Source organism: Pedobacter quisquiliarum, assembly GCF_014642175.1.
GTDB lineage: Bacteria > Bacteroidota > Bacteroidia > Sphingobacteriales > Sphingobacteriaceae > Pedobacter > Pedobacter quisquiliarum.
In genome coordinates this window covers 126210-141967 of record NZ_BMIL01000009.1, presented here as the reverse complement: position 1 = coordinate 141967, position 15758 = coordinate 126210, and the positions used below count along the sequence as shown (strand labels likewise).

General features: G+C 41.8%; 16 protein-coding genes. 8 read left to right on the top strand and 8 right to left on the bottom strand.

Annotated elements, in window-relative coordinates:
- Positions 1-7: 7 nt before the first annotated feature.
- Genes mtaB through IEW69_RS13885 form a run of 3 tightly spaced genes read left to right on the top strand, consistent with a single transcriptional unit; the run spans position 8 to position 3316 of the window.
- Entirely contained in the window at positions 8-1327 is a 1320-nt protein-coding gene (mtaB, locus tag IEW69_RS13895) for a tRNA (N(6)-L-threonylcarbamoyladenosine(37)-C(2))-methylthiotransferase MtaB (protein WP_188627476.1), read from the top strand.
- A gap of 29 nt (positions 1328-1356) precedes the next feature.
- Complete coding sequence (locus IEW69_RS13890; protein ID WP_188627475.1) at positions 1357-2511, top strand: prolipoprotein diacylglyceryl transferase; 1155 nt, start codon at positions 1357-1359, stop codon at positions 2509-2511.
- A gap of 10 nt (positions 2512-2521) precedes the next feature.
- Positions 2522-3316: an inositol monophosphatase family protein gene (locus tag IEW69_RS13885; RefSeq protein ID WP_188627474.1), complete on the top strand. Its 795-nt coding sequence runs from the start codon at positions 2522-2524 to the stop codon at positions 3314-3316.
- 62 nt (positions 3317-3378) lie between these two features.
- Here IEW69_RS13885 and IEW69_RS13880 read toward each other — a convergent pair whose 3' ends face one another.
- The 3 genes from IEW69_RS13880 to IEW69_RS13870 all read right to left on the bottom strand — a co-directional run bounded on the left by IEW69_RS13880 (position 3379) and on the right by IEW69_RS13870 (position 5683).
- The gene (locus IEW69_RS13880) at positions 3379-3936 is read right to left on the bottom strand and encodes a NifU family protein (RefSeq protein ID WP_188627473.1); all 558 of its coding nucleotides are present in this window, start codon (positions 3934-3936) and stop codon (positions 3379-3381) included.
- 77 nt (positions 3937-4013) lie between these two features.
- Complete coding sequence (gene purB / locus IEW69_RS13875) at positions 4014-5360, bottom strand: adenylosuccinate lyase (RefSeq protein WP_188627472.1); 1347 nt, start codon at positions 5358-5360, stop codon at positions 4014-4016.
- Positions 5361-5464: 104 nt separating this feature from the next.
- Positions 5465-5683: a hypothetical protein gene (locus IEW69_RS13870; RefSeq protein WP_188627471.1), complete on the bottom strand. Its 219-nt coding sequence runs from the start codon at positions 5681-5683 to the stop codon at positions 5465-5467.
- A gap of 139 nt (positions 5684-5822) precedes the next feature.
- Between IEW69_RS13870 and IEW69_RS13865 the strand changes: the two genes are divergently transcribed.
- The 3 genes from IEW69_RS13865 to IEW69_RS13855 all read left to right on the top strand — a co-directional run bounded on the left by IEW69_RS13865 (position 5823) and on the right by IEW69_RS13855 (position 8346).
- On the top strand, positions 5823-6389 hold the full coding sequence (locus IEW69_RS13865; protein WP_188627470.1) for an RNA polymerase sigma factor: 567 nt from the start codon (positions 5823-5825) through the stop codon (positions 6387-6389).
- 3 nt (positions 6390-6392) lie between these two features.
- Positions 6393-7487 (top strand): S1C family serine protease, encoded by a 1095-nt coding sequence (locus IEW69_RS13860; RefSeq protein ID WP_188627469.1) that lies wholly within the window; start codon positions 6393-6395, stop codon positions 7485-7487.
- Between the two features lie 223 nt (positions 7488-7710).
- On the top strand, positions 7711-8346 hold the full coding sequence (locus IEW69_RS13855; RefSeq protein ID WP_188627468.1) for a peroxiredoxin: 636 nt from the start codon (positions 7711-7713) through the stop codon (positions 8344-8346).
- 16 nt (positions 8347-8362) lie between these two features.
- On the opposite strand, the gene IEW69_RS13850 is transcribed toward IEW69_RS13855, so the two are convergent.
- The 5 genes from IEW69_RS13850 to IEW69_RS13830 all read right to left on the bottom strand — a co-directional run bounded on the left by IEW69_RS13850 (position 8363) and on the right by IEW69_RS13830 (position 12939).
- A complete protein-coding gene (locus tag IEW69_RS13850; RefSeq protein ID WP_188627467.1) occupies positions 8363-9634 on the bottom strand; it encodes a THUMP-like domain-containing protein in 1272 nt (423 codons plus the stop codon).
- A gap of 66 nt (positions 9635-9700) precedes the next feature.
- Entirely contained in the window at positions 9701-10975 is a 1275-nt protein-coding gene (locus IEW69_RS13845) for an aspartate kinase (RefSeq protein ID WP_188627466.1), read from the bottom strand.
- A complete protein-coding gene (locus tag IEW69_RS13840; protein ID WP_188627465.1) occupies positions 10962-11795 on the bottom strand; it encodes a DUF3298 and DUF4163 domain-containing protein in 834 nt (277 codons plus the stop codon). Before IEW69_RS13840 ends, IEW69_RS13845 begins: the two co-directional genes overlap by 14 nt.
- The gene (locus tag IEW69_RS13835) at positions 11795-12259 is read right to left on the bottom strand and encodes a GNAT family N-acetyltransferase (protein ID WP_188627464.1); all 465 of its coding nucleotides are present in this window, start codon (positions 12257-12259) and stop codon (positions 11795-11797) included. The genes IEW69_RS13840 and IEW69_RS13835 overlap by 1 nt, the downstream gene beginning before the upstream one ends.
- On the bottom strand, positions 12259-12939 hold the full coding sequence (locus IEW69_RS13830) for a YggS family pyridoxal phosphate-dependent enzyme (protein ID WP_188627463.1): 681 nt from the start codon (positions 12937-12939) through the stop codon (positions 12259-12261). Before IEW69_RS13830 ends, IEW69_RS13835 begins: the two co-directional genes overlap by 1 nt.
- A 70-nt stretch (positions 12940-13009) precedes the next feature.
- Between IEW69_RS13830 and IEW69_RS13825 the strand changes: the two genes are divergently transcribed.
- Positions 13010-13372 (top strand): DUF4296 domain-containing protein, encoded by a 363-nt coding sequence (locus IEW69_RS13825; RefSeq protein ID WP_262890784.1) that lies wholly within the window; start codon positions 13010-13012, stop codon positions 13370-13372.
- Positions 13369-15741, top strand: a complete 2373-nt coding sequence (locus IEW69_RS13820) for an endonuclease MutS2 (protein ID WP_188627461.1) — start codon at positions 13369-13371, stop codon at positions 15739-15741. Before IEW69_RS13825 ends, IEW69_RS13820 begins: the two co-directional genes overlap by 4 nt.
- Positions 15742-15758: the final 17 nt, after the last annotated feature.

Sequence of the window (15758 nt, the reverse complement as noted above, 5' to 3'; positions counted from 1 at the left end):
ATTCAAAATGAAGAAAGTTGCATTTTATACATTAGGTTGTAAGTTAAATTTTTCAGAGACATCTTCCATTGGTCGACTGTTTACTGATGCTGGCTATTCGGTTGTAGAATTCACCGAAGGTGCAGATGTCTATGTCATTAACACTTGTTCTGTTACAGAGCATGCAGATAAGAAGTGCCGAAAGGTTGTTAAAGAAGCCTTGAAGTATTCACCGAATGCCTATGTGACGATTGTAGGCTGTTATGCCCAGTTGAAACCACAGGAGATCGCAGAGATTGAAGGTGTGGATATGGTGCTTGGTGCAGCGGAGAAATTCCGTATTGTAGAATTTATCTCCGATCTGACTAAACAGCCGAAAGCGGTTATCCACCAACAAAATATAGAGAAAGTAAACCACAACTTCATTGCCGCTTATTCTATTGGCGACAGAACAAGGACCTTCCTTAAGGTTCAGGATGGTTGTGATTATCCTTGTACATACTGCACGATTCCATTGGCCAGGGGTGGCAGCAGGAGTGATACCATTGAAAATGTGGTGAACCGCGCAGCCCAGATCGCAGCGAGTGGCGTTAAAGAAATTGTACTCACTGGGGTAAACCTTGGCGATTTCGGCATTCGTAACGGCCAGCGGGAAGATAAGTTCTTCGATCTGGTACGTGCATTGGATGAGGTAGAAGGCATCGAACGGATCCGGATTTCTTCTATTGAGCCAAATCTATTAAGCAATGAAATCATCGAGTTTGTTGCGACATCGAAACGCTTTGTGCCACATTTCCATATTCCATTGCAATCCGGTTCAAACAAGATATTAGGCTTAATGAAACGACGTTACCGTCGCGAATTGTACACGGAACGTGTTGCTGCAATTAAAGCGGTAATGCCGGACTGCTGTATTGGTGTTGACGTGATCGTTGGTTTTCCCGGAGAAACGCAGGAAGACTTCTTAGATACTTACCAGTTTTTAAATGGTCTTGATGTTTCGTACTTGCACGTGTTTACCTATTCGGAACGTGAACAAACGGTTGCTGCGGAGCTTCCAGGCGTAATTCCGGGCAGTACGCGAGCAGATCGCAGTAAGATGCTGCACATCTTATCTGACAAGAAAAGAAGAGCTTTCTACCAGTCGCAAATCGGTACAGTTGGTGAAGTGCTTTTTGAAGATGACCAGAAAGGTGGTTTTATGCATGGCTTTACCAAGAACTATGTGAAGGTGAAAGCTAAATATGATCCCGTGATGGTGAATGAGCTTAAAATGGTTCAACTATTATCCATGACTGCAGATGGTGAGGTTGAAGTTGCCGAAGCAGAAGCTGTTTTACATCATTAATCCTATATTCGCATAAACTACATTATTATATGTTCCCTACCGTTTCGCATTTTTTAGAATATCTTTTCGGCATTCAGATACCTTTACCATTTAATACTTTTGGCGTTTTTGTTGCGCTGGCATTCATTGCCGGATATTGGGCTTTTACGAAAGAAATGCAACGTAAGGAGTCGCTTGGGATTTTACATCCGAGAAAGCGGACATACGTAATTGGGAAAAAGGCAACTACAACAGAGATGGTCATAAATGGAATTTTTGGATTCCTGATCGGCTACAAACTCGTTTATGCCTTAATAAACTACAGCTTATTTGTCTACGATGCGCAAACGGTGTTGCTGTCGACAAAAGGAAATATTCTCGGCGGACTGGCTTTTGCGGGCTTGTTCATTTACTGGGACATCCAGGAAAAGAATAAACATAAGCTTGATAGACCAAAGAACGTTGAAGTAACAGAGTATCCACATCAATTGATGGGCAACCTGATTGTCTGGGCTGCGGTCTGGGGCTTTTTGGGCGCTAAGATTTTTGATAACCTGGAACACTGGGATACCTTTATACAGGATCCAATTGGCGGGCTATTGTCGTTCAGTGGCTTAACCTTTTATGGTGGATTGATTTGCGGTGGCGCTGCGGTAATCATTATTGCCAGGAAAAATGGCATTAAACCGTTGCACATGCTGGATGTTGGTGGTCCTGGAATGATGCTGGCTTACAGCGTTGGCCGGATTGGCTGCCATATGTCTGGAGACGGTGACTGGGGAATTGTAAATTTAAATCCAAAACCATTTAGCTGGATGCCAGACTGGCTTTGGGCTTATACCTATCCGAATAACGTTGCTATGGAAGGGGTGAAGATCCCGAACTGTGTAGGTAAGTTTTGCTTCGAATTGCCACAACCGGTCTATCCAACGCCTTTGTATGAAGTTATTGCGGCATTTGCGATATTCCTGATCCTTTGGCAAATCCGCCACAAGATTAAGCTACCTGGAATGCTGTTCGGCATTTACCTGATGTTTAACGGATTGGAGCGTTTCTTAATCGAGCTTATTCGTGTGAATACAAAATATCATGTGGGAGACATTGCCTTCACACAAGCGGAGCTGATCTCTTCTATTCTATTTATTTCTGGCCTGGTTATGGTAATATTCGCCATCAAGAACAAGGAAAAACACGCTAACTACTAAATCGGTACGCATGGATTATGAATTGTTATGCACCCAGGTTTTGGGCATTGTTCGTCTGACCGGTAATTTTATCCGCAAGGAATCAATGTCTTTCGACAGCAGCAAAGTTGAGTTTAAAGGGCTGAATGATCTGGTGTCTTATGTGGATAAACAAGCAGAACGTATTCTGGTAGACAATCTTTCTGAGTTGCTGCCGGAATCTGGCTTCATCACGGAAGAACAAACTATAAATAAGCAGGGTGAGGTTTACAACTGGATCATAGATCCGCTGGATGGCACCACAAACTTTATACATGGCATACCGACATATTCAGTAAGCGTTGCCTTGTATGCCAATGATGAGCCGGTGATTGGCGTTGTATACGAAATCAATCGTGGGGAAATGTTCTATGCCTATAAAGGTGGAGCAGCTTATTTGAACAATAAAGTCATTCAGGTTTCTACCAGAACCGCAGTTGCTGATACACTGCTTGCAACGGGCTTCCCATATTATGATTTCGAGAAGCAGGCGCAATACATGGCTTTATTTACGGAGTTGATGCGAAGCTGTCATGGCTTGCGAAGGATTGGATCTGCTGCGGTAGATCTTGCTTATGTAGCGTGTGGCCGCTTTGATGCTTTTTTCGAATATAATCTTAATGCCTGGGACGTTGCTGCCGGTGCTTTCATCATACAACAGGCTGGAGGTAAAGTGATGAATTTTTCAGGGGGTGCCGAATTTATTGAGACCAGGGAACTATTGGCTACAAACAGCAGGATTGATGCGGAGCTGCTTGGATTTATTCGGAATCATTTTAAAGCGTAGCTTTAAAAATATAGGCATAAAAAAGACCCGCGAAGCGGGTCTTTTTTATGCCTTAGGATTTTCTATAATGCTTCTGAAACAACCTCTTTCACTTCAGGTACCATGCGTTGAAGCAGGTTCTGAATGCCAGACTTCAAGGTAATTGTAGAAGAAGGACAACCGCTGCATGAACCTCTAAGTTCTACGGTTACAACGCCATCACCTTCATCAAACGACTTGTAGCTGATTGCGCCACCATCTTGTTCAACAGCAGGACGCACATAGTCGTGCAAGATCTGCTGAATTTTCTTCTCAATATCTGAACCCTCAAAGCTTGGTGCTTCGTCGGATGTTTCTTCCTTGATTTTATATTCTGATTCTACCGCACCTTTAACAAACTCCTTCAGGATTGGTTCGATATCTGCCCAGTCTGCATCTTCAGATTTTGTAACGGTAACGAAGTTACTAGCGAAAAACACACCTGTTACGAAGTTGAACTTGAACAGCTCTTTAGCAAATGGAGAGTGCTCTGCACTTTCTTTTGATGCAAAATCTTCACTGCCATTGATCAATAGTTTATTGACCATGAATTTCATTGTAGCAGGATTCGGGGTCTGTTCTGTATATACGTTGATCGTCATTGTCTTCTTTTTTCTTACAAAAATAATTAATAAACAGTCTAATCTGAGATATCGATGTCTGTTTTAGGTCATTATGTTTAAAACACACCAGTGTATGAAAATGGCGTAATCAGTTTTAGCTCCGCCTTTACCAGGTCGCTCACATCCAGTCCGTTGATGAACGTAGCCATGGTTTCTGCAGTGATTTTTTGGTTTGTTCTGGTAAGGTCCTTAAGCGCCTCATAGGGATTCGGATAAGCTTCTCTTCTGAGGATGGTTTGAATTGCTTCTGCAACGACAGCCCAGTTATTTTCAAGATCTGCATCAATTGCTTCGTTGTTGAGAATGATCTTGTTCAGTCCCTTTAATGTTGAGCTAATGGTGATCATGGTGTGTGCCATTGGTACACCAATATTCCTCAATACGGTAGAATCGGTAAGGTCACGTTGTAGTCTGGAAATCGGAAGCTTAGCGGCGAAAAATTCAAAGAGTGCATTCGCGATGCCGGCATTTCCTTCTGCATTTTCGAAGTCAATTGGGTTAACCTTGTGTGGCATTGCTGACGATCCAATTTCACCTTCTTTAATCTTTTGCTTGAAGTAGTTTTTTGAAATGTAGGTCCAGATATCGCGGTCAAGATCAATGATGATGTTGTTTATTCTTTTTAATGCGTCACATTGCGCAGCAAATTGGTCGTAGTGTTCGATTTGTGTAGTGTACTGTGAACGACTTAAACCAAGGGTGTTGTTTACGAACTCGTTTGAAAAATCTACCCAGTTGATTGCAGGGTAGGCGATGTGATGTGCATTGAAGTTACCTGTAGCACCACCAAATTTGGCAGCATTGGGTATGTTCTTCAGGTTCTGCAGTTGAATTTTGATCCGCTCTGCAAATACCATGAATTCTTTACCCAGTTTGGTAGGTGATGCTGGCTGGCCATGCGTGTGTGCAAGTAAGGGCACATCTTTCCAGCTATTGGCAAGATCGGAGATTTTAGTAATCAGCTCTTCTAGGCCTGGATAGTACACCTCTTCAAGCGCTAACTTAAAGGTGTAGGGAATAGCCGTATTATTGATGTCCTGAGAAGTTAATCCAAAGTGGATAAATTCCTTATAATCGGACAAGCTAAGTGCATCGAACTTATTCTTAATGAAGTATTCTACTGCCTTTACATCATGGTTGGTCACCTTTTCAGTATCCTTTACAGCTTGCGCATCTGCTTCATTAAAGTTGATGTAAATACCTCTTAAAGCTTCGTACTGACTTTTATTGAAGTCTGCAAGGCCCGGAAGTCCGGCATTGCACAGCGCTATGAAATACTCGATTTCTACAAAGACGCGGTATTTAATAAGAGCAGATTCTGAGAAGTAGTTGGCGAGGTTTTGGGTTGTTAACCTGTAACGTCCATCAACCGGGGAGATGGCTTGAAGTGCAGAGAAGTTCATGAAAAAGGGTCTATTAATACGCTGCAAAGGTAACATTAATTGTTAATGCATAAAAAAAGAGGCTTCCGGTTAGGAAAGCCTCTTTTTTTATGGGTAAAGTTAAATTATGGTTTAACTTCAGTTGTAGAAGTTTCAACTTTAACAGTTGTATCTTGAACAGTTGAGTCAGTGATTACAGTGTCAGTTGCAGTAGTATCAGTGATGATTGCAGAAGAATCAGTCATTGTAGTATCGTTTCCTGAACCAGAACCTTCTGAGCTACAAGCTGCTACTGATAAAGAGATTGCTAAAGCTAAAAAGCCAAATTTAAATAAGTTTTTCATTTCAATTCTGTTTTAAATAATTAATTAATTTTACTGATTAATACCCATATGGATAAAAGGTAACCCAGCTTTTTAAAAAAACTTTTAATAATTATTTTGTTAGCATTGGGTTACCATTCACGTTTAAACGTATTAATTAGTGAGTAAAAAGTTAAGCAGTTCAGTTCCAACAGATAGAGAGGTTGTATTAGGGATATTAAATGATTCTGAGGATGCGCTAAATAAACTGTACATCGGGTATTTCCCAATGGTGCTGCAGTTTATCTTGAATAATAATGGTGATGAGGATGATGCTAAGGACGTTTACCAGGAGACAATTATTATACTATATAATAAGATAAAGACCGGTGAATTTGAATTAACAAGTAAACTGAAGACCTATATATATTCTGTCAGCAGACGCATTTGGTTGAAAAAACTAACGCAACCCGGCAGAAAGTCGAGCAACATCGCGGAATTTGAAGACATCATGGCTGTTGAGACGGACGTAGAGGTGTATGAGGCTAAAGATCTCCAGTTTGAAAAAATGGGAGCAGCACTTGAAAGCCTCGGTGAACCTTGCAAGACGATTATTCAGGATTTTTATATTAACAATTTATCCATGCAGGATATTTCTGAGAAATTCGGTTATACAAACACTGATAATGCAAAAACACAGAAATATAAATGCCTGCAACGGTTGAAAAAGTTGTTTTTTCAGATTTAATCTATGAGAAACGAAATAGAACTAGAGGCGTTAATTGAGGCGTATTTAAATGGTGAACTTAGTGCAGACGAAGTTCAGGCATTTGAGCTGCGACGTGCTGCCGATCCAAACCTGGATCACAAAGTCGTTGCACATAAAATGTTCCTGGAATCTTTAAATGAGTTTGGTACGACAAGTTCTTTGAGAGATAAGTTGAATAAAATACATTCGACCATAGACGTGGACGCACTTAGTGACGAGTTGAGACCGCATCCTTCCTTCATAGTTAATCTATGGAGAAAGAACAAGTCGGCGATGGCAGTAGCTGCTTCCTTCCTGGTATTAACGTTCGTATCCATTTATTCGATCTCCCATAGCAGCAAGCAAAACGGCAGTTACGAGATGATGAGAAGAGAGCTGGTGAAAATTCAGAATTCTCAGAATCGCCTGATTAGAAATGTGAATTCAAATAATAAGGCTGCTAAAGCACCTTCAAATCCGGCTCAATTTGGCGGAACTGGTTTCGCATTAACTTCCAACGGTTATTTGTGCACAAACTACCACGTAATTGATAAAGCGGACTCCATTTATGTGCAGAATAGCAAAGGGGATTCATATAAGGTGAAGGTCGTTTATCAGGATCCACAGTATGATTTAGCCATTTTAAAGATCGTTGATAGTCAGTTTACATCATTGAGTACACTCCCATATAAGCTGAAGTTGAATAATACTGGCATGGGTGAACATGTTTACACTTTAGGGTTTCCTAAGGATGATGCGGTGTTGGGAGAAGGTTACCTAAGTTCTAAAACAGGGTATGGTGGCGATACTTTATCTTACCAGGTTGACATCCGTGTTAATCCCGGAAATAGTGGTGGTCCGTTATTGGATAACCAAGGCAACGTAATTGGGGTAATCAGTGCGAAAGAAACATCAATCGACGGTGCCGCTTATGCCATCAAATCTAAATATGTGCTTGAAGCACTTCGTGCAATTCCCCAGGATTCACTTGGTGCAACTGTAAAGGTCAACAAAAAGAATCCTTTGCAAGGTCTGCAACGTACGGAGCAAATTGAGAAAATCCAAGATCATGTATTTATGATCAAGGTTTATAATTAAGCTTAGGAGGTTCAGACTTTCTGAATAGCATATCAGCCACACGAGATTTTAGACCCCTGGAACAAACGTTCAGGGGTTTTTTGTGGCTTCTAGATCTTGAACATTTATTAATCTGTTTGGTAATCAGGTGCACAGTCATTAATAATTTGTGATGAATCGCTGTAGCTTTCTTGTTTTTCTAATAAGATTGTTATTTTGAGATACTAAACTTTAAACCAAAATTATGAGTATCAGAATAGGTGATGTAGCGCCAAATTTTCAAGCAAAAACATCGATAGGCGACATTGATTTTTACGAATTCTTAGGAGATAGCTGGGGCGTGCTATTTTCGCATCCAGCAGATTATACGCCTGTATGTACGACGGAGCTTGGCCGCACGGCTGCTTTAAAAGGTGAATTTGAAAAGCGAAATGTTAAAGTACTTGCTTTAAGTGTGGATTCTGCGGAATCTCATAAGGGTTGGATCAATGACATCAATGAGACGCAGGATACCACCGTGGAATTTCCAATCATTGCAGATGAGGACAAGAAAATTGCAGACTTGTATGATATGATTCACCCGAATGCATCGGAAACTTTGACGGTTAGATCATTATTCATTATTTCTCCTGACAAGAAGGTAAAGTTGATGTTAACCTATCCGGCATCTACCGGACGTAATTTTACAGAAGTTTTAAGGGTTATAGATTCGTTGCAGTTGACGGCTAACTATAGCGTAGCCACGCCAGCGGACTGGAACGATGGTGATGATGTAGTTATTATGAACAGCATCAAGACCGAGGATATTCCTGAACGTTTTCCAAAGGGGCATAAGATCATTAAACCTTACCTTAGAACAACACCACAGCCTAACAAATAGCTGTAGCATTTAATACTTAATAATATTGTAGAATTGAAGCTTTCAGAATCACGTAGCCTAACTCTTGACTCCTGGTGAAAATCAGGAACTCATCTTGTGAAGGTTTGATCTTGAAAGCTTTAATTAGATCTTCAGGCTTCGCCGGGTAGTTTCTCACAATAACATTCCCGAAAAGATCCTTTTGCTTTTTAAGTTCCTTCTTTGTCAGCGTTTCACTAAGCTGGAAAATCCGACCCGGGAATTCTGGATTGATCTGATCAGAAATGTAGAGGTGCGATTGTACATCAAGCTTCTTCAGCTTGAACATTTCCCCTATGGTGTTGAATTCTCCACTCTTTAACAAAGCCACATCAGGCTCATATAAATAACGTTTGTGGTTGTTCTTTGCCTGACCCCAGGGTATTGATGTGTCTATTTGCAGATCGCTTTTTAGCTGCAGATTAGCCTGTTCGTTGGACTCGGTTGTAACATGATCTATATGAGGCTCGCTGTTGCGGCTTGAACGATCGAAGCTTACTTTCTTAATCTGCGCATTGATTGTTACACTGGTGATCTTTGGGTGCGGGTTGTTTGAACCAGCATCCAGAATAAACAGCAGCTCCTTGCACTCGTTTTTCACACTAATAATTTGAACTTCAGCTACATGCTTCAATTCATCAATGCCCGCTGATAGATCAAGTAGGGGAGAGGTTTTTATGATTAATCTTTTGGCTTTACTAAGTAGTAGGTCGAGGTGCTCCACAACATTAGGACTACAGTCTTTGAGCATGAATACCTTACCCGATTTGCCTCTTCGTGCCGGATCAATGTAGATTGTGCCGAAATTTTCGGTGGTATTTGCAAGAAAGGTTAGGCCGTCGGTATTCAGAAATTCCATGTTCGATACCTGAAGCTGCCTTGCATTGTGGGCAGCAATCATTGACAATTCTGGGATCAGCTCGCAATGGGTTACCTTTTTAGCCTTCTTGCTAAAAGCAAAACAGTCTACACCAAAGCCACCAGTAAGGTCCAAAACATGATCGCCCTCAATTAGAGAAGATTTGTAGGCTGCCGTCTTTTCTGAAGAACATTGCTCAATGGAAATCATCGGGGGATAGTAAATCCCTGAAGCATTAAACCAGCTGGGTAGCTTATTTTCAGAACGACGTTTAGCAAGTATTTGCCCCGCAAGTTCCTGTGCGGAAACATGGGCAAAGGGACTAATGGACATGGCAAGCTTATGCACATCATCTTTAAGATGCGTATTAATAAAGTGCTGTACAGCCTCGTCTAATATTGCGGGATTCATGTGTGTTCGTGTTTTCCAGCTACGATAGCCATGAGTTGACTTAATTGGTTTATTTCGACTTGTATTCTATTGCATTACAGGCTTATTCTTCATCAGAAGCTGGCAGGTATGTCTGCTTTTCAGTTCGAGTAAGATGTCCTTGTGCAGGGTTACTCGTTCAATTGTTTCCTCATTATAGTACCTGATGGTCACCAGTTCTAAGCCTGTATTGTATTTGATGTGATAGTTTATGGAAAGGTCCGCGATTAACTTCTGAATTTTCTCTTCTTCATAGTCGGCACTTACCGAGAAACTCACGGCGGAGTTATGCATGGTATTTACTTTAACCTTGTAGGCATGAAAAGTCTGGAATATTTGACTCAGGTTTTCTTCGATAATGAATGACAGGTCTTTCGGCATTATGGAGATCAAAACCTGATTCACCTTAAAGATGAAGGAAGGAATGCTCACCGGTGGGGCTACGCCGCTGATCTTTGTGCCAGTTTCTTCAGGATTCTTAAAGGATTTAACGAACAGTGGTATGTTGTGATTCTGTAGGGGTTTGATGGTCTTCGGGTGGATGACTGTTGCGCCGTAGTATGTTAGCTCAATGGCATCGTGATAAGACAGCTCATGGATCTTCTCCGTGCGTTCAAACCACTTTGGATCGGCATTAAGCACACCTGGAACATCTTTCCAGATCGTTAACGATGTTGCACCAAGGCAGGCGCTGAATATTGCCGCCGAATAGTCTGAGCCCTCACGGCCAAGCGTTGTTGTGAAATTCTCGCTGGTGCCGCCAATGAAGCCTTGGGTGATCACAAAGCCTTTGTTCAGTATCGCAGGCAAGGTTTTTCTTACTTCCGCCTCCGTTTTTACCCAATCTACATTCGCTTCCTTGTAGTTGTTATCTGTTTTTATGTAGTTCCTGGCATCCACCCAGGTGGAAAGACACTCGATGCTATTTAAGTATGCTGCTACGATTTTGCTGGATGCCACTTCCCCGATGGAAACGATTTGATCAAAGATGTACTCGGGTGTATCCCCAGGTTCTTCCTCCAAAAGCCACTCAATCTCGACGAACGCATTGTTCAGGTCGTCAAAAATGGCTGGATGTTGCTCGGGGAAGAGTTCCTGTAGTACTTGAAAATGGTCTTGCTTTAGTTCTTCAAGCAATATTGTGGCTGTGGGTTCAAGCTTTAAATATGCGTTGGTAAGTGCAACAAGCTTGTTTGTGGTATGTCCAATTGCTGAAATTACAATCAGCAGCTGGTCGCCCTGGAATTTTTTAAGAATGTTGCCAACGTTTCTAATGGCTTCTGCATTTTGTATGGATGCACCACCAAATTTATATACCTGCATTATTTACGATTCTGTTGATAGGGGAATTTGCTTGGATTAAGTCCTTTATTGAAGCGTAGGGAATAAGCAATCTTGTTACCCCAGCTGCATATGGCTTAATCTCATAAGGATTATACAAGAATTCAAGTCCTTGTGGTGTTATGGTGAAGTTTGAATTTAGATGGAATTGATCATTCTCAAAGAAATATGCGCCCGCAAGACTCTGTGTAGGTGTAAGGCCTTCGTTCTTCCGGAAGATTTGCTCTGCAACTGCTTGTAGCTTACTAAAAGTGTTCGGTTTTAAGATAGAATCCAGTGTAAGCACACTGCGCGTCTGACGGTCATAATTTACATAGCTGATGCTTGAATTTGGATGCGCACCGCCCATGTAATCTGCCTGCGAGAATTTAAGTGCAAGGAGAGGGGCATGCTGACGAATTACATCAACCTTTACTTCCAGAAACCAGGTTTGTATGTTATCCTCGTTGTAAGTCAGGTAGTCATCAAACCCCTTAACAAAGCTATTAGCGAGTTCCGCATAGGTGTTGTAGGAGCGGTCTGGATTAGATCCGCCTTCGCATACCCTTTGCTCAATTAGTTTGTCTAACTTTTCATCATTAAACCTGGGATACGTGATCACTGCTCTGGTGGTGTCCGTAGTGTGTTCATCTACAGTAACCAGGTTCTTGCTAATCACTTTTACAACGTCGTAGCTGTAAGTTAAGGTGTCCGTTTCTGTGCCATTGTCCTGGGTGGTGGAGTCACCTTGTTCCTGCTTTTTGTTTTCACTCTGACAGGCGAACAGCCCCAGACAAAGTAAAATGATTAGTAATTTCCTCATTATGCGTTCAGTTGTTCAGTTGAAAAGGAGGCGTTTAGCCACCCTGCTTCAAGGCTAGCTTGATATTTATTGTAGAAATTAATCGCAGGGGCATTCCAATCTAGCACTTGCCAGGACATGCCGTTAAACCCTTTTTCCCTTGCTTCCTGCATCACCCGCTCGAACAAGATCTTGCCGATGCCTTTGCCTCGTTCTTCAGCTGTTACGATGAAATCTTCAAGATATAACCTGCATCCTTTCCAGGTGGAATAACGTACGTAATACAGTGCGAAGCCAAGAATTTGACCCTCTCGCTCGGCGACGAATGCCTTCCAAACGGGATTATTGCCGAAGCCGGCTTCTACAAATTCTTCTAGTTTAACCGTGACTTCTTGAGGGGCTTTCTCGTAAAGAGCAAGCTCATGAATAAGTTCGAGGAGTCTTTCACAATCTTCTTGAACAGCAAATCTAATCGTTAACTCCATTACGCTTCCTTGATTTTTCTCTTACCAAAAATACTGCTGCCAATCCGAACCATGGTGCTACCTTCTTCAATTGCGATTTTATAGTCTGAGGACATGCCCATAGATAGCTCCTTGAAATAATCATCCTTCCTGAAAAACGATACCTTCACGCCGTCAAAAAGAACCTTCAATTCTTCAAACTCGTCTCTGATCTGCTTTTCGGTGTCTGTATTGCTTGCAATGCCCATTAAACCAACGATACGCACGTTCTTTAATACGGTAAATTCCTCGGCGCGAAGCAATTCGACAACTTCATCAAATCCCAAACCGAACTTGGTATCTTCATCAGCTATGTACACCTGGAGAAGGCAGTCTATTGTGCGGTTGTTTTTTGCTGCCTGTTTGTTGATTTCTTGCAGAAGCTTAAGGCTGTCTACCGACTCAATTACTGATATAAATGGTGCTATGTATTTTACTTTGTTGGTTTGTAAATGCCCGATGAGGTGCCATTCTATATCTTTTGGGAGTACGGCTTGTTTTTCAACCAGTTCCTGAACGATGTTCTCTCCAAAAACACGATGGCCGGCATTATAGGCTTCAAGTACAGCGTCTGCATCCTGATATTTCGAAACAGCCACAAGCTGCACTGCGCTTGCATCCAATTCCTTTTTATATTTTAATAAGTTATTTGCTATGCTCATTAATCAGTATTTTTGGTAAAATTAACAACCTTAGTCTACAATGGCTAAGAAAACGTAATGTTTTAACTAAATGAGGAAATTTCTCTCGCTTATTTTTATCAGTTTTTCTATAATCTGTTGTAAATCCAAAGAGATCCCTAAGGACATCATTCCACCAAATCAAATGCAGAAAATCTTGTATGACATCCACATTGCGGATGCTTATATAACGACGATTGGTGATGCAGATTCCGCTAAGAAGGTCTCTTCTGCATATTATAAAGGGATATACAAGAAATTTAAAACAGACTCCGTGCGGTATAATAAAAGCATGGATTACTACTACCAAAATCCTGGTTTGCTCACCGATATGTACGACAGGATTAAGGCAGATCTGGAAAAAACCAAGCAAAAGCAAGACACGATTTCCGTTAAACCGGTAACCGATATATGATATACCCCGAAAGTTGTTTAGAAAGACTTGGATTTCACGAAGTCAAACAACACATAAGCCAATACTGCTTAAGTCCAATGGGCAAGCAGCTGGTTAGTAAGATGCAGGTCATGACCAAGTTTGACCAGATCAACAAATTTCTCCGCCAAACCAAAGAATTCAAAAGTATTCTTGAAAATCAGGAGCCACTGCAGATCAGTGCCTTTTACGACCTTAAGTACCTGGCAGATAAGATTAGAGCAGAGGGGAGTTACCTGGTAGAAGAGGAGCTTTTCCAAATGTACACGTCTTTGCAGACGGTGTTTACCGTTATTCGCTTTTTCGAAGAACGGGCTGAAATTTACCCTAACCTGGAAGCACTGTTTGAACATCTTCCTATGGAAAAGAACATCCTTAAGAAGATTGAAACCGTACTTGATCCAAAGGGAAAGATAAAGCCGAATGCTTCTCCGGCTTTGCTGGACATACTTACAGAAATTGCCAAGGGAGAACAGGACGTGCGCAAACGAATGGACTCCATTTACAAAATGGCCGTTAGCCGGAACTGGGTGGCGGATGGTAGCCTTACGATCAGGGATGGTAGAATGTGTATTCCGCTGTTAGCAGAGAACAAACGTAAGCTCAAAGGATTTATCCATGATGAATCTGCAAGCGGACAAACCGTGTACATGGAGCCGGAGGAAGTTTTCACCCTGAACAATAAGCTTCGGGATTTGGAATTTGATAAAAGGAGAGAGGTCATAAGGATCCTCATCGCACTCACTACAGATTTAAGGCCGTACACTGCATTGCTACTTTCGTACCACGGGTTTCTAACCAAACTCGATTTCGTGCGTGCTAAGGCGCTGTTTGCAATTGAGGTGGAGGCTGACATGCCAGTACTTATCAAAGAAGCAAAAACACGCCTAATCAATGCTCGTCATCCATTGCTTATGCTTTCCTTCCGGGAAGAGCAACGAACGGTCGTTCCGTTGAATATTCATTTGGATGAGCGATTGAGGATTTTACTGGTATCCGGACCAAATGCGGGTGGTAAATCTGTATGCATGAAAACAGTCGGACTGCTACAGATCATGATCCAGTCGGGTTTATTGATACCTGTAGATGAAGCATCTGAAGTTGGAATATTTGATCAGATTTTTGCCGACATCGGTGATGATCAGTCCATAGAAAGTGACCTGAGTACCTATAGTGCCCACCTTACAAAAATGCGATACTTCGTGGCGCACGCTACACCGAAGTCCCTGATGCTCATAGATGAGTTTGGGACAGGGACTGATCCGCAGTTTGGTGGTCCAATGGCTGAAGCCGTACTCGAAGTATTAAACAATAAAAAAGTACGGGGTGTAATTACAACTCACTATTCGAACTTGAAGCTTTTCGCAGGCGATACAGAAGGACTTGAAAATGCGTCTATGTTGTTTGACAATACTAAAATGCGCCCCCTCTATGTACTCGAAATTGGCAAGCCTGGTAGTTCCTACGCTTTTGAAATAGCGCAGAACATCGGTTTGCAAAAGGAAGTGCTTGAACTTGCCAGACAGAAAACGGGTACCAATCAGAATAGGATCGATAGCCTGCTCGTTGATCTGGAGCGTGAGAAAAAGGACATCTACGACAAAAAGGTTCAACTTTCAAACCAGCAGAACAAAGCTAAGAACCTTGCTGCTGAGAATGAAAAACTTAAATTATACCTGGAGGAGAACAAGAAGGTGTTAATTAAGGAAGCAAAGCTTGAAGCGCAACGCATTATCAAAGATGCAAACAAGCTTGTTGAAAACACCATTTCACAGATCAAGGAGCAACAGGCAGACAAAACAGTCACTAAGCAATTGCGCCAAAACTTACAAAAGGAACTTCTAAATCACCAAGTAAAGGAGGAGAAAAAACCGGAACCAATCGCTTTGAGCAATACACTAATAGAAGTTGGCGATTGGGTACAGTTACGCAACACCGAGACAACGGGTCAGGTGCTCGAGATCAATCGGGGGAATCTGGTACTTGCCATTGGTGATCTACGATCTGTTGTAAAAAAGGAAAGAGTAGATAAGATCAGCAATAAACAGGCGAAGAAGGTTGTTCAAAGTAATTCTTTCTCCGGTAGGATTTCAGATGCGATTACCAACTTCAACGCCGAACTCGATTTAAGAGGGAGGCGCGGCGAAGATGCGATTTATGAAGTTGAAAAATACCTTGACAAAGCCATTATGCTAGGTTTTCCATACGTCAAGATAATCCATGGCAAAGGCGATGGGATTCTTAGAAAGTTAATCAGGGAATATGTCAGGAAATATAGCCAGGTGAACCGCGTTGAAGATGAACACCAGGACCGGGGAGGCGATGGTATCTCGTATGTATATTTTAATTAATTTAGCCGCAAACCAAA